The following is a 25,071-nucleotide window of genomic DNA, read 5'->3' on the forward strand; positions in this document are numbered from 1 at the left end:
GTGCGCTCTAAATAGCGACCTCGCCTGTACGCATTTACCTTGCCGTTAATTGAAAAGAAATTTAACTGGCATCAGTCCTAAAAAAATTGAATTCATCTGCGATCTCTTGACAGAATAATTTAGGCTTGTTTCAGGCGACCAGACACGCTACCGCCCCTGGCTTAACTAGCTACCAATGCACTGATTAATTTAAATTTTTATCTCCTCCTTTATTTTCATCACATTTACAGCGGCAACGCATCAGGAATAGCGTCGCTGGTTAATGAGGAAATATATATCTTTTGATTATTACCGGAAGAATTGTTGCAGCTAAGCGAATGTCAGGCAAGATAACAAGCCGCCGACAACTTGCTTTTAAGATTAATATTAAGCGTTGAATTTGTATATTTTTAGGATTTTATTGATATTGACAATATTGATGTAGAAATATTCCACCTGCGATATTTCCTAAATACATTTAGATTAATAAAATCATTTCCTGTAGTTACATTAAGGCTATTATCCTGCATCTGTTCTGATATAGCGGATAGAGAAATCCCTCGTCGCCATTGCATTTTTCGCCAGTTTTACCCATGATCGAATTGTGACAATTGTCATACAACTATGGGTATAGCATTTACTATGGAATGGATTGCCGATCCGTCAATCTGGGCCGGACTGGTCACGTTAATCGTGATCGAACTTGTTCTTGGCATTGATAATCTTGTTTTTATTGCCATCCTCGCGGAGAAACTGCCTCCAGCCCAGCGAGATAAGGCGCGTATTACCGGGCTACTGCTGGCGATGGTTATGCGCCTGCTGCTGCTGGCATCAATATCCTGGCTGGTGACGCTGACTACGCCGCTGTTCAGCATTCGCGATCTCAGCTTCAGCGCCCGCGATCTGATCATGCTGTTCGGCGGTTTCTTCCTGCTGTTTAAAGCCACCATGGAGCTAAACGAACGGCTGGAAGGGAAAGACAGTGATAACCCCACCCAACGTAAAGGCGCTAAATTCTGGGGCGTCGTCGCGCAAATCGTGGTGCTGGACGCCATCTTCTCTCTGGATTCCGTCATTACGGCCGTCGGGATGGTCGATCACCTGGCGGTGATGATGGCTGCGGTGATTATTGCCATCAGCCTGATGGTGCTGGCCAGCAAATCGCTGACTCGCTTTGTCAACAGCCATCCAACTATCGTCATTTTGTGCCTGAGCTTCCTGCTGATGATTGGTTTCAGCCTGGTCGCCGAAGGGTTTGGTTTCCATATCCCGAAAGGTTACCTGTACGCTGCCATCGGCTTCTCGGTCATGATTGAAGCATTGAATCAGTTGGCTATCTTTAACCGCCGTCGCTTCCTGTCAGCCAACCATACCCTGCGCCAGCGCACCGCCGAGGCGGTAATGCGACTGCTGAGCGGGCAAAAAGAAGACGCCGAACTGGATGCCGAAACCGCGGCGATGCTGGCAGACCATCATGAAGGGCAAATTTTTGCACCTCAGGAGCGGCGGATGATCGAACGCGTGCTGAACCTTAATCAGCGCACTGTCAGCAGCATCATGACCTCGCGCCATGATATTGAACACATCGACCTCAATGCGCCCGAAACAGAAATCCGCGCTTTGTTGGAAAAAAACCAGCATACGCGTCTGGTGGTTACCGGCGAAGATGAGCAGGAAGAACTGCTCGGCGTGGTGCATGTCATCGACCTGCTACAGCAGTCCCTGCGCGGTGAGCCGCTTGACTTACGCGTCTTGATTCGTCAGCCGCTGGTATTCCCGGAGACTCTGCCGCTGCTTCCGGCGCTTGAGCAGTTCCGTAACGCCCGGACGCACTTCGCTTTTGTGGCCGATGAATTTGGTTCCGTCGAAGGGATTGTCACACTCAGCGACGTAATGGAAACCATCGCCGGTAATCTGCCTAATGAGGTAGAGGAGATTGATGCCCGCCACGACATTCAGAAAAATGCTGATGGTTCATGGACCGCTAACGGACATATGCCGCTGGAAGACCTGGTGCAGTACGTGCCTATCCCGTTAGATGATAAGCGTGAGTATCACACCATTGCCGGACTGTTAATGGAGTATTTGCAGCGCATCCCGAAAACCGGGGAGGAAGTTCAGGTGGGCGACTACCGACTGAAAACCCTGCAGGTGGAAAATCATCGCGTGCAAAAAGTCCAGCTGATACCGCTGCACAGTGAAGAAGAGATGGATTACGAGGTATAAATGACAAGCCGGATGGGGCATCAGCCACCATCCGGCAATCTGAATCAGAGTTTATCCAGCAGCTTTTTAACATCCTTACCGTTGCGGGAGTCTTTATTGCGATCGGCCCAGTCGTTCAGACGACGTTTCGCTTCATCCTGCACGTGCTTACGCAACAGCTGGTCGACCTGCAGACTGTAGTTCAGCGCTTGCCACTGGCCATAGACCCTGAGAGGAACCGGCGTGGCTTTCAGGAAATCAATCAGCTTATTTTCACCTTCCCAGCCGCCCAATACGCGAATGTTAAACTGTGTGTCGCAATTTTGCTTCACCAGATCTAACGTTCCCTTACCGGTCAGCGCCAGCACAGCGGACTCCCCTTCCATGTTATCCAGCGTAACCTCGCCGTTATCCAGCGTCATATCGGTGACAAAGCGATCGAGACGAGTCACGTTATCCATGTTTTGCTGAGATTTAACATCCCCGCCGCTGCGTTCTACCGCCTGCTGTATCATCTGCTGGAAGTTCATCCCTTCCATTCGTGTATCACTCAGTTCGACATGGGCCTGCCCTTGCCAGCGATGACGGAACGCCTGCGCGTCAATGTCTGAGCCAGAAAAATCACCCGCCAGTGACAGTTTGCCGGTGAGGGCGATTGGGTAGTCGAAGGCTTTCAGGATCGTGCCAATTTCTACGCCGTCCAGACGTGGATGAAAGACCGCGCGCGGCGTTCCTTTTCTGGCATCCAGCGTCCCGGGGAGAGAAACCTGCCCGCCGTCACTTTCCCCTTGCAGCTGCGCAACGTTTAATAAGCCGAACTGGTTGTCAATCTTTGCCGAGACGTTATCAAACACCATTTTCCGCCACAGCACTTTGTCCGCTTGCAAGGCGATGTTTGCCGAAAATCCCTGGAGCCCCTGATAAGAAACGTCATCAACCTGCGAAGCAATCACTGGTCGTGCCAACGTCGTCTGACTCTGACCTTGCTGAGCCTCACCGTCCTTCGTCGCAGGGTCGCGCTGTACGAGCAGATTGTCCAGATTGAGCTGACCAAACTTAAGATCTACGTTCCATTCTGGTTTATCCAATAATGTCACCTGGACTTGCCCGGCAAGAGAGCTGTCATTCGCGGTCAAATGAATCTGGCTGAACGCGAGTTGTTTTTTCTCTTCCAGCCACTGCGCCTGAAGCTGTCCTTGGCCTTTAATCCCCTGCGACGGCAGATCGGCTCCCTGCAGTTGCCAGCTTAACTGCTCAATATTCGCAGATAAGTTATGCGGATAATCGGAGGCATCGACTGTACCGTTAAAGGATAATGCGAGGTCACGCTGATCGCGGTTCACACGCCCGGAGAAATCAAATGTGCCACGGTGCTGGTTATCCTGCTCCATCTCCAGCCGAATATCGCGAACAGTGACCTGCTCATCGTCTTCATGTTGGAACACCAAAACGCTGTCGGCAATGCGTAAACGGGAGATATCAAACGACCAGCCTTTGTCTTCAGCCAGATCCGGTAAGGTATTGTCTTTGGGGGCAACGGGCGCATCTTTTCCGCGCACCGCTTCAGTTTGCGGGGTCAACTGAATCACAGCGCCTTTGAGCATCACCTGCTTCACGCTGAGCTGATGACTTAGCAACGGCCACAACGCGACGTCAAGTCGCATATTGTCGGCACGAATCAGAGGTTCGCTGGCACCTTCAGCCGTTAACACCATGCGACCCGAGAGAATACTCAACTGAGGCCATACGTGCCAGCGCAGAGGACCATCCAACTGCAGCTGATATCCGCTACGCGCAGCAACTTGCTTGACCATATACGCGCGAAAATCATTCGGATTCACCAACAGTACTAACGCAGAAAAACCGGCCACCAGCACGACCAGTAGGATCATCAGCGTCGTCAGAAATCGTCTCATGCTATCCCCAATGGACTGATAAACACTCAGTCTTTATCGATCCGGCTGGCAACTGCGCCCTGCTGATCGCGATACTTCGCATCCTGACGACGGTTGTAAGGTCGCGCCGCCGGACCGGAAAGTGGTTCGAAACTTAACGCACCAATTGGCATACCAGGACGCAGGGCCAGCGGTAATTTACCGGAGTTGTAAAACTCCAGTACGATGCAGCCAGACCAGCCCGGATCGATACGGTGTGCCGTAACGTGTACCATCAGCCCCAAACGAGCCAGCGAAGAACGACCATCTAACCAACCGACGAGATCGGAAGGCAGCGTAACGGACTCGAACGTCACCGCCAACGCCAGTTCCCCCGGATGCAGGAAAAATGCCTCACCGTCTTTGAGGACGATTTCATCACTCATCACGCGATCCAGCGCGGCGCTGACCTCATCTTTTGGTCCGCTCAAATCGATGTACGCCGCCGTATGACCGCGGAAGGTACGGAATTTATTGCCAAGACGCACATCCACCGTGGCACCGTTGATTCGCTCGACAGGAGGGCGTGGATTGATCGACAGGCGACCTTCATCCAACCAGGCTTCAATATCTCGGTCACATAAACGCATGGCACTTTCTCCTTTCGTGCTTCAAACCCTTAATGCCAGGTGCGTTAAGGGCGAACCAGGTTATCACTGAACGGTACACAATTCGCTGAACTTATTCAAAGAACTGACTGATTTTAGCCTTTAAAATATCGATGGCGATGCGGTTTTTACCCCCGCGCGGCACAATGATATCGGCGTATTGTTTTGAAGGTTCGATAAATTGCAGAAACATTGGACGGACAGTCTTCTGGTATTGCGCCATCACCGAATCCATTGAACGACCACGTTCGTTCACATCCCGCTTGATACGGCGCATCAGGCAAATATCCAGCGGCGTATCAACAAAAATAGAGAAGTTCATTTCGTCACGCAAACGCGCATCCGTCAGCAACAAAATGCCTTCCAGAATAATCACTTTCTTGGGTTCGATATGAATCGTGTCTTGTGTGCGCGTGTGTTCAACATAGCTGTATACGGGCAACTCAATGGCAGAGCCGCGCTTAAGCGTTTGCAAATGTTGGAACAGCAGGCTGTGATCCATCGCATTCGGATGGTCGTAGTTGGTTTTTACACGTTCTTCCATCGACAGATGGCTTTGATCTTTGTAATAGCTGTCTTCGGGAATAACGCCAATATGTTCGTCACCGACTTGTTCACGCAATTCGCGATAAAGAGTACTGGCAATAAGACTCTTGCCGGAAGCCGATGCGCCGGCAATGCCGATAATGACGCACTGATGGGACTGATCAGTCATAAATTTAGCGACCTGATTAACCTGGATGTAAGGAAGGGCGGCGCCGAAACGCCAAACGCGGCAATTATAGGGATTTCAGCGACGCGATGCCAGCCCAGCCTGCACCAATGCTGTCCCTGTCGCAAATTAAAATGGTCAGTTTTGAAGCAGGTGCTTTATTAATTCCCGCACCTTAGGAATTAATAGCTTGAGAGTGTTAATTTATGAGCAGCTGGCGTATAAATTGTAAATTATTTGTACTAGCATAATCCCAGATTAAATGTGATGCGTCCGGCATCCTTACTGGGCGACATCGGCTATTTGGGTAGAGTGGTAATGAGTAAACAATCCCAACATGTTTTAGTTACCTTACCCCATCCTCTACTGCGCCTGGCCAGTTTAGGTCTGGTAGCTTTCATCTTTACGCTGTTCTCACTGGAGCTGTCGCGTTACGGCGCACAGCTGGCGCCGCTGTGGTTCCCAACCTCAATCATGATGGTGGCCTTTTACCGTCATGCTGGAAAAATGTGGCCGGGGATCGCGCTGGCGTGCTCATTCGGTAACATCGGGGCCTCTTTGCTCTTCTTCCCCGGAGAGACGCTCAGCTTCACCTACACTGCCATTAACATTATTGAGGCCGTCGTTGGCGCGATGTTGTTACGTAAGTTGCTGCCCTGGTACAACCCTTTACAAAATCTTAACGACTGGGCGCGTCTGGCATTTGGCAGTGCCGTTGTTCCCCCGCTGTTGGGCGGCGCATTACTGTGGGTATTGCTGCCAAAGGAAACCTCGTTAAATACCTTCCTCATTTGGGTACTGTCAGAATCCATTGGCGCGCTGGCGCTGGTACCGTTAGGTTTACTGTTTAAGCCCCACTATTTACTACGCCACCGCAACCCGCGTTTACTGCTCGAGACACTGATTACACTTTTGGTAACCTTAACGTTCAGTTGGCTGTCCATGATGTATATTCCGTGGCCGTTTACCTGCGTTATTGTCCTGCTGATGTGGAGTGCTGTACGTCTGCCCCGTATGGAGGCGTTTTTAATCTTCCTCAGCACCGTGATGATGGTTTCGCTGATGCTGGCCGCAGACCCTTCGCTGCTGTACACCCCGAAACCAAACATGATGACGGACATCCCCTGGCTGCCGTTTTTGATGATCCTGTTGCCAGCCAACATGATGACCATGGTGATGTACGCATTTCGGGCTGAACGCAAGCACATCTCGGAAAGCGAATCGCGCTTTCGCAATGCCATGGAATATTCCGCGATAGGCATGGCGCTGGTCGGTACCGAGGGGCAATGGTTACAGGCCAATAAAGCCTTGTGCCAGTTTCTGGGCTATAGCCAGGATGAGCTACGTTCGCTGACCTTCCAACAATTAACCTGGCCGGAAGATCTGAATAATGATCTCGAACAGTTGGATATGCTGGCGCGCGGAGAAATTGATAGCTATTCAATGGAGAAGCGCTATTACACGCGCGCGGGCGACGTTGTATGGGCCTTGCTGGCCGTTTCGCTGGTACGCCATAGCGATAACACCCCACTCTACTTTATTGCGCAAGTTGAGGACATTAACGACCTGAAGCATACCGAGTGGATGAACAAACGGTTGATGGAGCGCATTACGCTTGCCAATGAGGCCGGAGGGATCGGCATTTGGGAATGGGAACTGCAGCCTGATGTGATCAGTTGGGATAAGCGTATGTTCGATCTCTACGAACTTCCTGCGCATATCAAGCCCAGCTGGCAAGTCTGGTATGAATGCGTGGTGCCTGAAGATCGCGAGCACGCCGAAAACGTCATTCGTGATTCGCTGGCAGCACGGGCTCCGTTTAAGCTTGAGTTTCGAATTGCGGTAAAAGATGGCGTGAGGCATATCCGCTCACTGGCGAACCGCGTGCTGAATAAAGACGGTGAAGTTGAACGCTTACTTGGCATCAATATGGATATGACCGAAGTCAAGCAGCTCAACGAAGCGCTGTATCAGGAAAAAGAGCGTTTGCATATTACGCTGGACTCCATCGGCGAAGCGGTGATTTGTATTGATGTCGACATGAACGTGACCTTTATGAATCCAGTCGCGGAGAAAATGAGCGGCTGGCAGCAGGAAAGCGCTATCGGCATTCCGCTCCTGACGGTACTACGCATCACCTTCGGCGATAACGGTCCGCTGATGGAAAATATCTACAGTGCCGACATGTCGCGTACGGCAATTGAGCAGGAAGTGGTGCTGCATTGTCGCAACGGCAACAGCTATGATATTCAGTACAGCATCACCCCTCTCAGCACTCTTGATGGCGGTAGCATTGGCTCGGTTTTAGTTATTCAGGATGTCACAGAATCGCGCAAGATGCTGCGCCAGCTTAGCTACAGCGCTTCGCATGACGACCTGACTCAGTTGGCAAATCGGGTCAGCTTTGAAAACCATCTCAAACAGTTGCTGCATACGGTACACGACACCCACCAGCGTCATGTGCTGGTTTTTATCGATCTGGATCGTTTTAAAGCGGTAAACGATAGCGCAGGTCATGCCGCAGGTGATGCCCTGCTGCGCGAACTCTCTTCGCTGATGCTAAGCATGTTGCGATCCAGCGATATGTTGGCGCGCCTTGGCGGTGATGAGTTTGGTCTGTTACTGCCAGATTGTAATATCGAAAGCGCCCGCTTTATCTCAGGACGCATTATCAGCGCTATCAATGATTACCACTTCATGTGGGAAGGCCGCTTGCACCGCATTGGCGCCAGTGCGGGAATTACGCTGATTGATGAGAAAAACCATGTCGCTACCGACGTCATGTCTCAGGCGGATATCGCCTGCTATGCGGCGAAAAACAGCGGACGTGGGCGGGTCTGCGTCTACGAACCACAGCAAAGTCAGGCCCATGCAGCCCGAGGCCAACTGTCATTGGATGAACAAAGACATACCATCACACACAACCCCATGCTGATGATCGCCAGAGGGGTGGCCTCCCCGCGTATACCTGAGACGTTTAGTTTCTGGCTTCTCTCGCTACGCTTAGGGACCGCTGAAGGCGAAGTGATGGAAGAGCAGACCCTCCGTGCCAGGCTGGTCGATCCCACGTTAAATCAGGTGCTCGACCGCCGGGTATTTAGTGAATTCTTCCAGAATGCGGCTCCGGCTGTCGCCAGCAAGGGGCTCAGTATTGCCGTGCCGCTTTCCGCCGCCGGGTTGCTCAATTCAGAGCTTATAGATGAACTGCTGGAGCAATTGCAACGCAGTCCCTTACCGCCACGACTGCTGCATCTGACCGTTCCGGCTAGCGTTATCAAAACCAACCCAACGCAGGCGGCGTCCGCCCTGCATCGGTTACGTCAGTTCGGCTGTCGAATTGTGTTAAGTCAGGTCGGTCGCGACTTAGAGCTTTTTGACAACCTGAAGTATCACATGGTCGATTACCTGTTGCTCGACAGCGAGCTAAGCGCCAGCGTTCACGGCGACCTGATTGACGAAATGTGGGTATCCATTATCCAGGGTCATGCCCAGCGCCTGGACATTAAAACCATCGCTGGCCCGGTGCAACTGCCGCTGATCATGGATGCGCTCTCCGGCATCGGTATCGATATGATTTATGGTGATATTATTGCCGACGCCCAACCGCTGGATCTGCTACTGAATACCAGTAATTTCGCCATCAACTGACGGCTGCCAGCCGTCCGTATACCAGATATGCAAAAGCGCATAGGAGCGCCAGGGCTTCCAGCGTTCGGCGTACCGCCTGATCTGCGCTGGCGTCATGCCGGGAAAGCGTTGTTTAATCAGGTAATCATCCGGCAGAAAAACATCTTTCGCCTGCCAGCCGCGCAGCGCGAAATAGTTGGCGGTCCAGCGTCCTATTCCGGGAAAGGTTTGTAGCTGCTTAACGCCTTGCTCAATATCGGCAGGCGCTTTTGTCGCAAGCGTTCCCTCAAGCGTTGCGCGAGCCAGGTGAATCAACGCCTCAGCGCGTTTAAGCGGCATCCCTAACGCTTTCAGTTGCAGAGGATTGGCGTTGGCAAGCGCGACTGGCGCGGGAAAACACACATACTCGGGCGCATCCTCCAGCGTATCTCCATAAGCGTGCGCGACTTTCGCCGTCAGTTTTGCCGCCATCGCCACGCTGACTAACTGGCCTAAAATTGCCCGAACCCCTTGCTCAAACGCATCGACACACCCCGGCAGGCGCAATCCCGGACGCGCCGCCCCAAGGCTGCCCAGCGCGCTGACAATTTGCTGCGGGCAACAGCTAAGATCGAACAATTGCGTTATTTTGGCCAGGCACTCGGAAGCTACCGGCTGTAATCCCGAACTCAACGTTACCAGTAGGACGTTGGCGTGCAGATCCGGGACAACGCGCACCAGACCACGATGCCCTCCTACGGACAAGCTTCTGGCATAACTCATCTCCCCAACGGTTTCGACACCTTCAACCGCACGGGCGGCAAGAAACCCCAGCATCCAGGGCCAGTCATAAGGCGGTTGCCAGCTCAGCGTGTACATTCAGTTTTCCTTTTTCAGCAAACCTACAGCATAAACGCTATTCAATCGGTACGCCTTGCTTTCATATTCCAGTTGTCGGGGCGTCAACTATTCGTTAAAGTCACGCCCCTTCTTCACTGGCATGGGGATTTTTACGGTGTTTATTGGTTTTGACTACGGTACGGCAAACTGTTCAGTGGCCGTTATGCGTGACGGGCAGCCCCACCTGCTCAAAATGGAAAATAACAGCACGCTTCTGCCCTCAATGCTGTGCGCGCCAACGCGCGAAGCGGTCAGCGAGTGGTTGTATCGCCATCATGATGTCCCAACAACGGACGATGAAACGCAAGCACTGCTTCGCCGTGCAATGCGCTATAACCGCGAAGAAGACATCGACGTTAACGCCAACAGCGTGCAGTTTGGTCTGGCATCGCTGGGTCAATATATTGACGACCCGGAAGAGGTGTACTTCGTTAAATCGCCAAAATCATTTTTGGGTGCCAGCGGTCTGAAACCGCAGCAGGTTGCGCTGTTTGAAGATCTGGTCTGCGCAATGATGCTGCATATTCGCAACCAGGCACAAAGCCAGTTGCCGGAAGCCATCACCCAGGCCGTTATTGGTCGTCCTATCAACTTTCAGGGATTAGGTGGCGATGACGCCAACGCCCAGGCTCAAGGGATTCTTGAGCGTGCGGCCAACCGTGCCGGTTTTCAGGATGTCGTCTTCCAGTATGAGCCGGTAGCGGCTGGTCTGGATTACGAAGCCACGCTGCAGGAAGAAAAACGTGTACTGGTGGTGGATATTGGCGGCGGTACGACCGACTGTTCACTGCTGCTGATGGGGCCGCAATGGCATCAGCGCGCCGATCGCGAAAACAGCCTGCTGGGACACAGTGGCTGCCGCGTAGGCGGGAACGATCTGGATATCGCGCTGGCGTTTAAACACCTGATGCCGCTGCTTGGTATGGGGGGAGAAACGGAAAAAGGGATCGCCTTACCTATTCTGCCCTGGTGGAACGCGGTCGCTATCAACGATGTGCCCGCGCAAAGTGATTTCTACAGCAGCGCCAACGGTCGATTGCTCAACGATCTTGTCCGCGACGCGAGAGAAGCCGATAAAGTTGCTCTGCTGCTCAAAGTCTGGCGCGAGCGTCTGAGCTATCGCCTGGTGCGCAGCGCAGAAGAGAGCAAAATCGCGCTTTCCGATCAGACCATTGTTACGGCGGCGATACCGTTTATCAGCGAAACGCTGGCAACCGATATCAGTCAACACGGATTGGAGGCCGCGCTTAATCAGCCCCTGGCGCGTATTCTCGAGCAGGTTCAACTGGCGCTGGAAAACGCACAGGAAAAGCCGGACGTGATTTACCTGACCGGCGGCAGCGCACGTTCGCCGCTGATTAAAAAAGCCCTCGCCCAGCAGTTGCCGGGGATCCCGATCGCGGGTGGCGATGATTTCGGTTCCGTTACCGCTGGACTGGCCCGTTGGGCTGACGTTGTTTTCCGCTAAGCCGCTCGCATGCTGAAAAGTCTGCGTATTGACATCACCATTGCTGTGGCTTATTTTCAGGAGGGAGGGTTTCCCCTCCCCCTGGTGTCTTAGTATGCCGCGAAGCTAATGACTAAGAGTATCACCAGTATGATGACGTGCTTCATCATAACCCTTTCCTTATTTTGGCCCCTTCCTTGGGAGGGGCTTTCTCGTTCCAGCGTCCCGCTGAAATCTCTGGCTTACCTCCTTTTTGCCTTGTCAGCACTCTAACGCACTATTTCTTATTCGGTGTTTTCAGCGCTTAATGTTGCGTAACGCCTCGCAAAGCCGCGTCAGCATTCAGACGAATCCCGACAGTGTTTCATAATTCCTCCATTTTTCTCCCTTGTTCGCTGGCTAAACTAGTATCATTCCGCGAATCGTTTCAGGATGAGAAACTCATAACAATGAAAGGCAGTAATAAATCCCGCTGGGTGATAGCAATCGCGATCGTTGTGGCCATCGTCGCCGCCATTTGGTTCTGGCAAAGCCGCAGCGCCTCCCAGGAAACCGTACCGGGCGCGACCAAACCAGCGCAGCACACGCCAGGGTCGGGACGGCGTGGAATGCGCTCCGGGCCGTTGGCTCCCGTTCAGGCTGCCACCGCCACCGAGCAAGCCGTTCCGCGCTACCTGAGCGGACTGGGTACGATTATCGCTGCAAATACCGCCACAGTGCGTAGCCGGGTTGATGGTCAGCTCATCGCCTTACACTTCGAGGAAGGACAACAGGTAAAAGCCGGCGACCTGCTGGCAGAGATAGATCCCAGCCAGTTCAAAGTCGCTCTGGCTCAGGCACAGGGACAACTGGCCAAAGATAAAGCCACGCTGGCGAATGCCAGTCGCGATCTTGCCCGCTATCAACAACTGGTTAAAACCAATCTGGTCTCCCGTCAGGAGCTGGATGCCCAACAGGCATTGGTAAATGAGACGCTAGGGACTATCAAAGCGGATGAAGCCAGCGTCGCCAGCGCTCAATTGCAGCTCGACTGGAGCCGGATAACCGCGCCTGTGGATGGTCGTGTCGGTCTGAAACAGGTCGATGTCGGTAACCAAATTTCCAGTGGCGATACCACTGGTATCGTCGTCATTACGCAAACGCATCCTATCGACCTGATATTCACGTTGCCGGAAAACGACATTGCTACCGTAATGCAGGCGCAAAAATCGGGGAGTCCTTTAAAGGTCGAAGCCTGGGACCGTACCAATTCGCAAAAACTGAGCGAGGGCGTCCTGCTCAGTCTCGACAATCAGATTGATGCCACCACCGGAACCATCAAAGTTAAGGCTCGTTTTACCAACCAGGATGATGCTTTATTCCCTAACCAGTTCGTTAACGCCCGCCTGCTGGTCGACACACAACAAAATGCCGTTGTTATTCCCACGGCTGCCCTGCAGATGGGCAATGAGGGCCACTTTGTCTGGGTGCTGAACAGCGAGAACAAAGTGAGCAAGCATCTGGTTAAACCGGGTATTCAGGATAGCCAAAAAGTGGTGATCGCCGCCGGGTTGTCCGCAGGCGATCGGGTCGTGACCGACGGCATTGACCGCCTGACGGAAGGGGCTAAAGTCGACGTCGTAGAGGCGCACGACGCTTCTGTTCAGGACGAGAAAACTGCGCCACGCGGATACGGCAAAAAAGGAGCCAACTCCTGATGCAGGTGTTACCTCCGAACAGCGCAGGCGGACCATCGCGCCTGTTTATTCTACGCCCTGTCGCCACCACGCTGCTGATGGTGGCGATTTTGCTTGCCGGTATTATCGGTTATCGCTTCCTGCCAATTGCCGCCTTACCGGAAGTCGATTACCCCACGATTCAGGTCGTTACGCTCTACCCCGGCGCCAGCCCGGACGTTATGACCTCGGCAGTAACCGCGCCGCTTGAACGTCAGTTCGGACAAATGTCTGGCTTAAAACAGATGTCCTCGCAAAGTTCCGGCGGCGCTTCGGTGGTAACACTGCAGTTTCAACTGACGCTCCCGCTGGACGTTGCCGAACAGGAAGTTCAGGCCGCGATTAACGCCGCTACCAATTTATTACCAAACGATCTGCCTAACCCGCCGGTGTACAGCAAGGTAAACCCAGCGGATCCACCGATCATGACGCTGGCGGTCACTTCCAGCGCGATGCCGATGACGCAGGTGGAAGATATGGTCGAAACCCGTGTTGCGCAGAAAATCTCCCAGGTTTCCGGCGTGGGTCTGGTAACACTATCAGGTGGTCAACGTCCAGCGGTCCGAGTGAAGCTTAACGCACAGGCTATTGCCGCACTCGGTCTGACCAGCGAAACCATCCGTACGGCCATCACCGGTGCCAACGTCAATTCGGCTAAAGGGAGTCTTGATGGCCCCACGCGCGCAGTTACCCTTTCAGCCAACGACCAGATGCAGTCCGCGGACGAATATCGTCAGCTCGTTGTTGCCTATAAAAACGGTGCGCCGGTCCGCCTCGGCGATGTCGCCACCGTCGAACAAGGTGCAGAAAACAGCTGGCTGGGCGCATGGGCCAATAAGCAACAAGCCATTGTGATGAATGTTCAGCGCCAGCCTGGGGCGAACATCATCTCCACGGCAGACAGTATCCGCCAGATGCTACCTCAGCTCACCGAAAGCCTGCCCAAATCAGTTAAGGTCAGCGTGCTTTCGGATCGTACGACCAATATTCGTGCATCCGTTGCAGACACCCAGTTTGAACTGATGCTGGCGATTGCGCTGGTGGTAATGATTATCTACCTGTTTCTGCGCAATATTCCGGCGACAATTATTCCTGCAGTCGCCGTACCCTTGTCGTTAATTGGTACCTTCGCGGTGATGGTATTTCTTGATTTCTCGATCAACAACCTGACCTTAATGGCGCTAACCATCGCGACAGGCTTTGTGGTGGACGATGCTATCGTGGTTATCGAGAATATTTCACGCTATATCGAAAAAGGAGAAAAACCGCTGACGGCTGCCCTGAAGGGTGCGGGTGAGATTGGGTTTACCATCATCTCTCTGACATTTTCGCTGATCGCCGTGCTGATCCCGCTGCTGTTTATGGGTGATATCGTGGGCCGATTATTCCGTGAATTTGCCGTTACGCTGGCCGTGGCGATTCTGATCTCCGCCGTCGTATCGCTAACCCTCACGCCGATGATGTGCGCGCGCATGCTTAACCAGGCCTCGTTGCGTAAGCAAAACCGCTTCTCCCGCGCCTCGGAGCGAATGTTCGATCGCGTCATTGCCGGGTACGGCCACTGGCTGGCAAAAGTGCTGAACCACCCGTGGCTCACGCTGAGCGTGGCGCTCGGCACGCTGGCACTGAGCGTTATGCTATGGGTCTTTATCCCTAAAGGGTTCTTCCCGATCCAGGACAACGGCATAATCCAGGGCACGTTGCAGGCACCGCAGTCCAGCTCTTTTGCCAGCATGGCCCAGCGCCAGCGTCAGGTTTCAGATGTCATCCTTCAGGATCCTGCAGTAGAGAGTCTGACCGCTTTCGTCGGCGTGGATGGTACGAATCCGGCACTGAACAGCGCACGTTTGCAAATCAACCTTAAGCCGCTGGATGAGCGCGACGATCGCGTGCAGAAAGTGATCGCGCGGCTACAGGACGCGGTTGACAGGGTACCCGGCGTGGACCTTTATCTTCAGCCCACCCAGGATCTGACGATTGATACTCAGGTCAGCCGGACGCAATATCAGTTTACGCTGCAAGCGACTTCCCTGGATGCCCTCAGCACCTGGGTTCCACAGCTGTTAGCAAAACTACAGCAGCTACCGCAGCTGTCTGATGTCAGCAGCGACTGGCAGGATAAAGGGTTAGTGGCGTATGTGAACGTCAATCGCGACAGCGCCAGTCGTTTAGGCATCAGCATGGCGGATGTCGATAACGCCCTGTACAACGCCTTCGGCCAGCGACTGATTTCAACCATCTACACCCAGGCAAACCAGTATCGCGTGGTGTTAGAACATGACACCAATAATACGCCGGGGCTTGCTGCACTGGACACTATCCGTCTGACCAGTAGCGACGGCGGCGTGGTGCCGCTCAGTGCGATCGCCAGTATTGAACAGCGCTTTGCCCCGCTGTCGATTAACCACCTCGATCAGTTCCCGGTCACTACCATCTCATTCAACGTGCCGGACGAACATTCGCTGGGCGATGCGGTACAGGCGATTCTGGATGCCGAAAAAACGCTTAACCTGCCCGCGAATATTACCACCCAGTTCCAGGGCAGCACGCTCGCCTTTCAGGCCGCGCTGGGTAATACCATCTGGTTGATTGTGGCAGCGGTTGTCGCGATGTATATCGTCCTCGGCGTGCTGTATGAAAGCTTTATTCACCCGATCACCATTCTCTCCACGTTGCCGACGGCAGGCGTTGGAGCACTGCTGGCGTTAATGATTGCCGGCAGCGAACTGGACGTCATCGCGATTATCGGCATTATTTTGCTTATCGGTATCGTCAAGAAAAACGCGATCATGATGATCGACTTCGCCCTGGCCGCAGAGCGCGAACAGGGTATGGCACCGCGCGAAGCCATTTTCCAGGCGTGTCTGCTGCGTTTTCGCCCGATTCTGATGACCACGCTGGCGGCACTGCTCGGCGCATTGCCGCTCATGTTAAGTACCGGCGTAGGTGCCGAATTACGTCGTCCATTAGGGATTGGTATGGTCGGCGGCCTGCTGGTAAGCCAGGTATTAACCTTGTTTACCACCCCGGTGATTTATCTGCTGTTTGACCGTCTGTCGCTATATGTGAAAAGCCGCTTCCCGCGTCAGGAAGAGGAAGCGTAAATGAAATTTTTCGCGCTTTTCATTCATCGTCCGGTAGCGACCATTCTCATCTCGGTGGCTATTACCCTGTGCGGCATACTCGGATTTCGTCTACTGCCGGTCGCCCCGCTGCCGCAGGTGGATTTTCCGGTGATCATGGTCAGCGCCTCATTACCGGGAGCCTCGCCTGAAACGATGGCGTCCTCGGTCGCGACCCCGCTGGAGCGCTCGTTGGGGCGCATCGCGGGCGTGAACGAAATGACCTCGAGCAGTTCGCTTGGCAGCACGCGCATTATTCTCGAGTTCAAATTCGACCGTGACATCAATGGCGCGGCGCGGGACGTTCAGGCCGCGATTAACGCGGCGCAAAGCCTGCTCCCCAGTGGGATGCCAAGCCGCCCCACATACCGTAAAGCCAACCCTTCCGATGCGCCAATCATGATCCTGACGCTGACGTCGGATACATACTCGCAGGGGGAGCTGTATGACTTTGCATCAACTCAATTAGCACAAACCATCGCGCAAATCGATGGCGTGGGCGACGTGGACGTTGGAGGCAGTTCTTTGCCTGCCGTGCGCGTAGGGCTTAATCCACAAGCGCTGTTTAACCAGGGCGTGTCGCTGGACGACGTGCGTAGCGCGATTGACAACGCCAACGTGCGTAGGCCGCAGGGCGCTATCGAAAATGATGCTCATCGCTGGCAGGTACAAACCAATGATGAGCTGAAAACCGCCGCCGAATATCAGCCCATCATCATCCACTACAACAACGGCGCGGCAGTGCGACTGGGTGACGTTGCGTCCGTAACGGACTCGGTGCAGGACGTTCGTAACGCGGGGATGACCAACGCCAAACCGGCCATTCTGCTGATGATCCGCAAGCTGCCGGAAGCCAATATTATTCAGACGGTAGACAGTATTCGCGCCAAATTACCGGAGCTACAAACGCTGGTCCCGGCCGCCATCGATCTGCAAATCGCCCAGGACCGTTCACCGACCATTCGCGCGTCACTGGAGGAAGTCGAACAGACGCTGATTATCTCCGTGGCGCTGGTTATCCTGGTGGTTTTTGTTTTCCTGCGCTCCGGGCGTGCGACCCTGATACCCGCAGTAGCGGTTCCGGTCTCGCTTATCGGGACCTTTGCCGCCATGTATCTATGCGGATTCAGCCTGAACAACCTGTCGTTGATGGCGCTAACCATCGCCACGGGATTTGTCGTAGATGACGCCATCGTAGTGCTGGAAAATATTTCCCGCCACCTGGAAGCAGGAATGAAGCCACTCCAGGCAGCATTACAGGGTACGCGCGAAGTGGGATTCACAGTGCTATCCATGAGCCTGTCGCTGGTGGCGGTGTTCCTGCCGCTGCTGTTAATGGGCGGATTGCCTGGGCGCTTGCTGCGCGAATTTGCCGTCACGCTGTCGGTTGCTATCGGTATCTCGCTGCTGGTGTCGCTGACATTAACACCAATGATGTGCGGCTGGATGCTCAAATCCAGCGCCCCGCGTGAACAGTCACGTAAACGAGGTTTTGGTCGTGTGCTGGTGGCGCTGCAGCAGAGTTACGGCACCTCGCTTAAATGGGTGCTACGCCATACGCGACTGGTAGGCGTGGTATTACTTGGCACCATTGCGTTGAATATCTGGCTTTATATTTCCATTCCCAAGACCTTCTTCCCGGAGCAGGATACGGGCGTATTGATGGGGGGGATCCAGGCCGACCAGAGCATTTCTTTCCAGGCGATGCGCGGCAAACTGCAGGATTTTATGAAGATCATCCGCGACGACCCGGCGGTGAATAACGTCACCGGCTTTACCGGTGGTTCACGGGTTAACAGCGGGATGATGTTTATTACTCTCAAGCCACGCGATGAGCGCCGTGAAACCGCTCAGCAGGTGATCGACCGCCTGCGCGTCGCGCTTGCCAAAGAACCCGGAGCAAACCTGTTTCTGATGGCGGTGCAGGATATCCGCGTCGGTGGTCGTCAGGCCAACGCCAGCTATCAATACACACTGCTGTCCGACTCCCTCGCGGCGCTGCGCGAGTGGGAACCGAAGATCCGAAAGGCGCTTGCCGCCCTGCCCCAACTCGCTGACGTCAACTCCGATCAGCAGGACAATGGCGCGGAAATGAGTCTGATTTACGATCGCGACACCATGTCTCGTCTGGGAATCGACGTTGCCGCCGCCAACAGCCTGTTGAATAACGCTTTCGGACAACGGCAGATTTCAACGATCTATCAACCGATGAACCAATACAAAGTGGTGATGGAGGTTGATCGACGTTACACCCAGGACATCAGCGCGCTGGATAAAATGTTCGTCATCAACAACGACGGTAAGGCCATCCCGCTATCGTACTTTGCTAAATGGCAACCGGCGAATGCGCCGCTGTCGGTAAACCATCAGGGCTTGTCCGCCGCCTCAACCGTGTCGTTTAACCTGCCGACAGGTTCTTCACTGTCCGAAGCGACAGAGGCTATCAACAGAACCATGACCCAGCTCGGCGTCCCCTCCACGGTGCGCGGCAGCTTTGCCGGTACGGCACAGGTATTTCAGGACACCATGAACTCACAGATGATCCTGATTATCGCCGCCATCGCCACGGTCTATATCGTGTTGGGTATGCTGTACGAAAGCTATGTGCATCCGCTGACCATTCTCTCCACGCTTCCGTCCGCTGGCGTTGGGGCTTTACTGGCGCTGGAGCTGTTCAATGCCCCGTTCAGCCTAATCGCCCTGATAGGGATCATGCTATTAATTGGCATTGTGAAGAAAAACGCCATCATGATGGTCGATTTTGCGCTGGAAGCGCAGAGAAACGGCAAGCTACAGCCGGAAGAAGCTATTTTTCAGGCCTGCCTGTTGCGCTTTCGCCCAATAATGATGACCACTCTGGCGGCGTTATTTGGCGCGTTGCCACTGGTGTTATCCGCAGGGGATGGCTCCGAACTGCGCCAGCCTTTGGGGATAACCATCGTCGGTGGGCTGGTCGTGAGCCAACTGCTGACGCTGTATACCACCCCCGTGGTTTATCTCTTTTTCGACCGTCTGCGTCTGCGTTTTTCGCGTAAAAACAGCAAACCGGTAGCAGAGTTATGACAGAACTTCCCGACAGCACCCGCTGGCAACTTTGGATTGTGGCATTCGGCTTTTTTATGCAGTCGCTGGATACCACCATCGTGAATACCGCGCTTCCCTCGATGGCGGCAAGCCTCGGGGAAAGCCCGTTACACATGCATATGGTCATTGTGTCATATGTTTTAACCGTAGCCGTGATGCTGCCCGCCAGCGGATGGCTGGCGGACAAAGTTGGCGTGCGTAATATCTTCTTCACCGCCATTATCCTGTTTACGCTTGGCTCGTTGTTTTGCGCCTGGTCCAACACGCTCAACGAACTGGTGATGGCGCGCGTCTTACAAGGCGTTGGCGGTGCGATGATGGTGCCGGTCGGCAGGCTAACGGTGATGAAAATCGTCCCGCGTGAGCAATATATGGCGGCGATGACGTTTGTCACTTTACCCGGCCAGATTGGCCCGCTGCTGGGCCCGGCGTTAGGTGGAATTCTGGTTGAGTACGCCTCCTGGCACTGGATATTTTTAATTAACATTCCGGTGGGTATTGTCGGTGCAATAGCAACGTTGATGCTGATGCCCAACTACACCATGCAAACCCGACGTTTCGATCTCTCGGGATTCGCGATGCTGGCGGTCGGCATGGCGGTGCTAACGCTGGCGCTTGATGGCAGTAAAGGAACCGGCCTCTCCAGTATCACGCTGGCGGCGTTGGTTATCTGCGGGGTGCTGGCCATTGCGCTGTATCTGAAACACGCCCATCGTAATCCACGTGCGCTGTTTAGCCTGAATCTGTTTCGCACCCCCACCTTTTCGCTCGGTCTGTTCGGTAGTTTTGCCGGGCGCATTGGTAGCGGTATGCTGCCGTTTATGACGCCGGTGTTTTTACAGATTGGCCTCGGTTTTTCACCTTTTCATGCCGGGCTGATGATGATCCCAATGGTGCTCGGCAGTATGGGCATGAAGCGCATTGTGGTGCAGGTCGTTAACCGCTTTGGCTATCGTCGCGTATTGGTCGCCACAACGCTTGGTCTGTCGCTGGTCAGTTTGCTGCTGATGACCACCGCGCTGCTCGGCTGGTATTACGCCCTACCTTTCGTGCTGTTCTTACAGGGAATGGTCAACTCAACGCGCTTTTCATCCATGAACACCCTGACGTTAAAAGATCTGCCTGACGACCTCGCCAGCAGCGGTAACAGCCTGCTGTCGATGATCATGCAACTGTCGATGAGCATTGGGGTAACCATCGCGGGCCTGTTGTTAGGCATGTTCGGCCAACAGCATATCGCCATCGACAGCGGTAGCACACATACCGTCTTTATGTATACCTGGCTGTGCATCGCATTCATTATTGCGCTGCCCGCCATTATTTTTGCCCGCGTGCCGAACGACACGCAAACCAACGCGGTGATTTCACGGCGTAAAAGGAGCACCTGATGAAGTTCTGGCGGCCTGGTATCACCGGCAAACTGTTTCTGGCGATTTTCGCCACCTGCATTGTATTGCTGATCAGCATGCACTGGGCCGTACGCATCAGCTTCGAACGAGGTTTTATTGACTATATCAAGCACGGCAACGAACAGCGGCTGCAAATGCTCAGCGATGCATTAAGCGAGCAGTATGAGCAACACGGCAACTGGCGGTTCCTGCGCAATAACGATCGTTTTGTGTTTCAGATCCTACGTTCTTTTGAACACGATAACGACGATGATAAACCAGGTCCAGGCATGCCGCCGCACGGCTGGCGTACGCAGTTTTGGGTTGTCGATCAAAATGCCCGCGTGCTGGTTGGCCCGCGTGGTCCGGTCCCGCACGACGGTATGCGCCATCCTATCCGCGTCAACGGTAGCGAAGTGGGTGCCGTGATTGCCTCTCCCGTGGAACGCTTAACGCGGAATACGGATATCAATTTCGACATGCAGCAAAGACGCTCCAGTTGGCTTATCGTCGCGCTCTCCACGATCCTGGCGGCGCTGGCGACGTTTACGCTGGCGCGCAGCCTGCTGGCCCCGGTCAAGCGGTTGGTGGAAGGTACGCACAAACTGGCGGCAGGCGATTTCACCACTCGTGTTGCGCCAACCAGTACGGACGAGCTGGGCAAGCTGGCGCAGGACTTCAACCAACTTGCCAGTACGCTGGAAAAAAACCAGCAAATGCGTCGAGATTTCATGGCCGATATTTCTCACGAACTGCGCACGCCGCTGGCGGTGTTGCGCGGTGAACTGGAGGCCATTCAGGATGGCGTACGCCAGTTTACCCCTGACTCCGTTGCCTCGTTGCAGGCTGAAGTCGGTACGCTCACCAAGCTGGTGAACGATCTTCATCAGCTCTCTATGTCTGACGAAGGCGCGTTGGCTTACCAGAAAACCTCGCTGGATTTGATTCCCCTTCTTGAGGTGGCAAGCGGCGCATTCCGCGAACGCTTTGCCAGCCGTGGACTGACGATACAGCTTTCGCTCCCCGACAGCATGACGGTATTTGGCGATAGGGATCGTCTGATGCAGTTGTTCAACAATCTGCTGGAAAACAGCCTGCGCTACACCGACAGCGGCGGCGGGCTGCACATCAGCGCCGAACAACGCGAGCGCATGGTTTTAATAACCTTTGCGGATTCCGCTCCCGGCGTAAGTGACGACCAGCTACAGAAGCTGTTTGAGCGATTTTATCGCACCGAAGGTTCGCGTAACCGCGCCAGCGGAGGTTCCGGTTTGGGGCTGGCTATTTGCGTCAATATCGTACAAGCGCATAATGGTCTGATCCGCGCCGCCCATTCGCCTTTTGGCGGGGTTAGCATTACAGTAGAGCTACCGCTGGAACGCGATTTACAGAGAGATGTATGACTGAGTTACCCATTGATGAAAACACGCCGCGTATTCTGATCGTGGAAGACGAGCCCAAGCTGGGGCAACTGCTTATCGATTATCTACGTGCAGCAAGTTACGCGCCTACGCTCATCAGCCATGGCGATTTGGTGCTGCCTTACGTGCGTCAAACGCCGCCCGATCTGATCCTGTTGGATCTGATGCTGCCTGGCACCGATGGTCTGACGCTGTGTCGTGAAATCCGTCGATTCTCTGAAATTCCTATCATGATGGTAACCGCCAAGATAGAAGAGATTGATCGCCTGCTGGGGCTGGAGATCGGTGCGGATGATTATATTTGCAAACCCTACAGCCCGCGCGAAGTCGTGGCTCGCGTGAAAACAATTCTGCGCCGCTGCAAGCCACAGCGCGAATTACAACAAATGGATGCCAACAGCCCGCTGATTGTCGATGAAGGTCGCTTTCAGGCGTCCTGGCGTGGGAAAATGCTCGACTTAACGCCGGCTGAATTTCGCTTACTCAAGACGTTGTCGCATGAACCGGGAAAAGTGTTCTCCCGTGAGCAGTTGCTCAACCATCTGTATGACGATTACCGCGTCGTTACCGACCGTACCATCGACAGCCATATTAAGAACCTGCGACGCAAGCTGGAGTCGCTGGATGCGGAGCAGTCGTTTATCCGCGCGGTCTATGGCGTAGGCTATCGCTGGGAAGCCGACGCCTGTCGAATTGCTTAAACACTCCTGCCCTTCAGGGGTCCGCGGCTTCGTGGGCCCTGCGACTAGCAACTCTCCAAATATCGCTCATACTCTTTCTGACAACATTGTCGTCAATAACTGTTTGATATAAAACTTTTAATCAAGGAGTTCATATGGCTGGTTGGTTTGAATTAAGTAAGAGTAGCGATGATCAGTACCGCTTTGTTCTTAAAGCTGGAAATGGGGAAATAATCCTTACCAGTGAGCTTTACACTACAAAAGGCGCTGCAGAAAAAGGGATCGCATCTGTACAGGCTAACAGCCCTCTGGACGAACGTTATGAGAAAAAAACAGCCACCAATGGCAAATTACATTTCAACCTGAAAGCTGCAAATCACCAGATTATTGGTAGCAGCCAACTGTATGCGAATGAACAGTCACGCGAGACCGGTATTGCTTCAGTTAAGACCAATGGGGTCAGTCAGACGATAAAAGATAAGACCTGATAATTACTCGCTTAGCCGGGTAACGCAACGATGTCGCCCGGCGTTTTTCTTTACCTGCCTTCCCCGCAGCGCTACAATGCCCGCCCTTAATATGGGGGCACTCCCCTAACCGCCTCATTGAGTGAGGCGAGTCTGACCTGTCATCAGAACGAGAAAATTATGTTTAAACCGGAACTCCTTTCCCCGGCGGGAACGCTGAAAAACATGCGTTACGCTTTCGCCTATGGCGCAGATGCTGTGTATGCGGGCCAACCGCGTTATTCACTGCGCGTGCGCAACAACGAATTCAACCACGAAAACCTGCAGCTCGGCATTAATGAAGCCCACGAACTGGGTAAAAAATTCTATGTGGTGGTTAACATTGCCCCGCACAACGCCAAGCTGAAAACATTCATTCGTGATCTGAAACCGGTGGTGGAAATGGGACCGGATGCACTGATCATGTCCGATCCTGGTCTGATTATGCTGGTGCGCGAAAACTTCCCTGATATGGACATTCACCTTTCGGTCCAGGCTAACGCCGTAAACTGGGCGACGGTGAAATTCTGGAAGCAAATGGGGCTAACCCGCGTGATCCTCTCTCGCGAACTGTCGCTGGAAGAAATCGAAGAGATCCGCACCCATGTGCCAGATATGGAGCTTGAGATCTTCGTTCACGGTGCGCTGTGCATGGCCTACTCCGGTCGCTGCCTGCTCTCTGGCTACATCAACAAGCGTGACCCGAACCAGGGTACCTGTACCAATGCCTGTCGCTGGGAATACAACGTGCAGGAAGGCAAAGAAGACGTGGTGGGCAATATCGTGCATAAGTACGAGCCTATCCCGGTACAAAACGTTGAGCCTACGCTGGGTATCGGCGCACCGACCGACAAAGTTTTTATGATTGAAGAAGCCCAGCGTCCGGGTGAGTATATGACCGCGTTCGAAGATGAACACGGCACTTACATCATGAACTCGAAGGATTTGCGTGCTATAGCCCACGTTGAGCGTCTGACGCAGATGGGCGTGCATTCGCTGAAGATCGAAGGACGTACCAAGTCATACTATTACTGCGCACGTACCGCGCAGGTTTATCGCAAAGCCATTGATGATGCCGCTGCCGGTAAACCGTTCGACCCGCAACTGCTGGAAACGCTGGAAGGCCTGGCGCATCGCGGTTACACCGAAGGGTTCCTGCGCCGCCATACGCATGACGACTATCAGAACTATGAATACGGATTCTCTGTTTCTGAGCGCCAGCAGTTTGTCGGCGAATTCACTGGCGAGCGTAAAGGCGAGCTGGCAGCCGTACTGGTCAAAAACAAATTCACCGTTGGCGACAGCCTGGAGCTGATGACCCCGCAGGGCAACATCAACTTTACCCTTGAGCAGATGGAAAACGCCAAAGGCGAAGCGATGCCAGTTGCGCCAGGCGATGGTTACACCGTGTGGATGCCTGTACCGGAGGATATCGATCTGAATTATGCATTGTTGATGCGTAATTTTACCGGTGAGTCCACGCGCAACCCGCATGCTAAGTAGTTAATTACGGTTATTTTTCAGCGTTCGGAAGATTCTTAGAAATCGATCACATACCGTTTCGTTCATTAAGGGTATTATCGCTTCCGCTGAAAAACATAACCCATAAATGCTAGCTGTACCAGGAACCACCTCCTTAGCCTGCGTAATCTCCCTTACGCAGGCTTATTTTTTGCCTGCCGTTTAAACTCTCCGAGCGCCCCAATCCAAATCTCTACTTTCAGGCGAAAAAAAACCGGGCATTACGCCCGGCTTAATAGGTGA

At 53.7% G+C, this 25,071-nt stretch carries 16 protein-coding genes; 11 read left to right on the plus strand and 5 right to left on the minus strand.

Annotation, left to right across the window (positions count from 1 at the left end; genetic code table 11):
* Nucleotides 1–621 precede the first annotated feature (621 nt).
* Nucleotides 622–2,205, plus strand: coding sequence for a TerC family protein (locus E1B03_RS17115; protein WP_103770542.1), 1,584 nt, complete (start codon nt 622–624; stop codon nt 2,203–2,205).
* A gap of 44 nt (nt 2,206–2,249) precedes the next feature.
* On the opposite strand, the gene asmA is transcribed toward E1B03_RS17115, so the two are convergent.
* From asmA to udk, 3 genes are all read right to left on the minus strand, one after another.
* Nucleotides 2,250–4,100 carry an outer membrane assembly protein AsmA gene (gene asmA, locus E1B03_RS17120; RefSeq protein ID WP_133086625.1) on the minus strand — a complete coding sequence of 617 codons (1,851 nt, stop codon included), beginning with the start codon at nt 4,098–4,100 and terminating at the stop codon, nt 2,250–2,252.
* Between the two features lie 26 nt (nt 4,101–4,126).
* A complete protein-coding gene (dcd, locus tag E1B03_RS17125) occupies nt 4,127–4,708 on the minus strand; it encodes a dCTP deaminase (protein WP_003036774.1) in 582 nt (193 codons plus the stop codon).
* A 91-nt stretch (nt 4,709–4,799) separates the two neighbouring features.
* On the minus strand, nt 4,800–5,441 hold the full coding sequence (gene udk, locus E1B03_RS17130) for a uridine kinase (protein ID WP_003036776.1): 642 nt from the start codon (nt 5,439–5,441) through the stop codon (nt 4,800–4,802).
* A 315-nt stretch (nt 5,442–5,756) separates the two neighbouring features.
* Here udk and E1B03_RS17135 point away from each other — a divergent pair, with 315 nt between their 5' ends.
* Nucleotides 5,757–9,086 (plus strand): diguanylate cyclase, encoded by a 3,330-nt coding sequence (locus E1B03_RS17135; protein WP_133086626.1) that lies wholly within the window; start codon nt 5,757–5,759, stop codon nt 9,084–9,086.
* Here E1B03_RS17135 and alkA read toward each other — a convergent pair.
* A complete protein-coding gene (alkA, locus tag E1B03_RS17140) occupies nt 9,054–9,923 on the minus strand; it encodes a DNA-3-methyladenine glycosylase 2 (protein ID WP_133086627.1) in 870 nt (289 codons plus the stop codon). The genes E1B03_RS17135 and alkA overlap by 33 nt on opposite strands.
* A 136-nt stretch (nt 9,924–10,059) precedes the next feature.
* On the opposite strand from alkA, the gene yegD reads away from it, so the two are divergent.
* A complete protein-coding gene (yegD, locus tag E1B03_RS17145) occupies nt 10,060–11,412 on the plus strand; it encodes a molecular chaperone (RefSeq protein WP_133086628.1) in 1,353 nt (450 codons plus the stop codon).
* A gap of 89 nt (nt 11,413–11,501) precedes the next feature.
* Here yegD and ibsA read toward each other — a convergent pair whose 3' ends face one another.
* The gene (ibsA, locus tag E1B03_RS17150) at nt 11,502–11,561 is read right to left on the minus strand and encodes a type I toxin-antitoxin system Ibs family toxin (protein WP_103770573.1); all 60 of its coding nucleotides are present in this window, start codon (nt 11,559–11,561) and stop codon (nt 11,502–11,504) included.
* Nucleotides 11,562–11,840: 279 nt separating this feature from the next.
* On the opposite strand from ibsA, the gene E1B03_RS17155 reads away from it, so the two are divergent.
* From E1B03_RS17155 to trhP, 8 genes are all read left to right on the plus strand, one after another.
* Nucleotides 11,841–13,088: an MdtA/MuxA family multidrug efflux RND transporter periplasmic adaptor subunit gene (locus E1B03_RS17155; RefSeq protein WP_133086629.1), complete on the plus strand. Its 1,248-nt coding sequence runs from the start codon at nt 11,841–11,843 to the stop codon at nt 13,086–13,088.
* Nucleotides 13,088–16,210, plus strand: a complete 3,123-nt coding sequence (locus E1B03_RS17160) for an MdtB/MuxB family multidrug efflux RND transporter permease subunit (protein WP_133086630.1) — start codon at nt 13,088–13,090, stop codon at nt 16,208–16,210. The genes E1B03_RS17155 and E1B03_RS17160 overlap by 1 nt, the downstream gene beginning before the upstream one ends.
* Complete coding sequence (gene mdtC, locus E1B03_RS17165; protein WP_133086631.1) at nt 16,211–19,291, plus strand: multidrug efflux RND transporter permease subunit MdtC; 3,081 nt, start codon at nt 16,211–16,213, stop codon at nt 19,289–19,291.
* On the plus strand, nt 19,288–20,700 hold the full coding sequence (mdtD, locus tag E1B03_RS17170) for an MFS transporter (RefSeq protein ID WP_103770534.1): 1,413 nt from the start codon (nt 19,288–19,290) through the stop codon (nt 20,698–20,700). Before mdtC ends, mdtD begins: the two co-directional genes overlap by 4 nt.
* Nucleotides 20,700–22,103 carry an envelope stress sensor histidine kinase BaeS gene (gene baeS / locus E1B03_RS17175; protein WP_103770533.1) on the plus strand — a complete coding sequence of 468 codons (1,404 nt, stop codon included), beginning with the start codon at nt 20,700–20,702 and terminating at the stop codon, nt 22,101–22,103. The genes mdtD and baeS overlap by 1 nt, the downstream gene beginning before the upstream one ends.
* Complete coding sequence (gene baeR / locus E1B03_RS17180; protein ID WP_103770532.1) at nt 22,100–22,822, plus strand: envelope stress response regulator BaeR; 723 nt, start codon at nt 22,100–22,102, stop codon at nt 22,820–22,822. Before baeS ends, baeR begins: the two co-directional genes overlap by 4 nt.
* A gap of 134 nt (nt 22,823–22,956) precedes the next feature.
* Entirely contained in the window at nt 22,957–23,289 is a 333-nt protein-coding gene (locus tag E1B03_RS17185; protein WP_103770531.1) for a YegP family protein, read from the plus strand.
* Between the two features lie 159 nt (nt 23,290–23,448).
* The gene (gene trhP / locus E1B03_RS17190) at nt 23,449–24,810 is read left to right on the plus strand and encodes a prephenate-dependent tRNA uridine(34) hydroxylase TrhP (protein WP_103770530.1); all 1,362 of its coding nucleotides are present in this window, start codon (nt 23,449–23,451) and stop codon (nt 24,808–24,810) included.
* The last annotated feature ends 261 nt before the right edge of the window (nt 24,811–25,071 follow it).

The organism is Citrobacter arsenatis (genome assembly GCF_004353845.1).
Classification (GTDB): Bacteria; Pseudomonadota; Gammaproteobacteria; order Enterobacterales; family Enterobacteriaceae; genus Citrobacter; species Citrobacter arsenatis.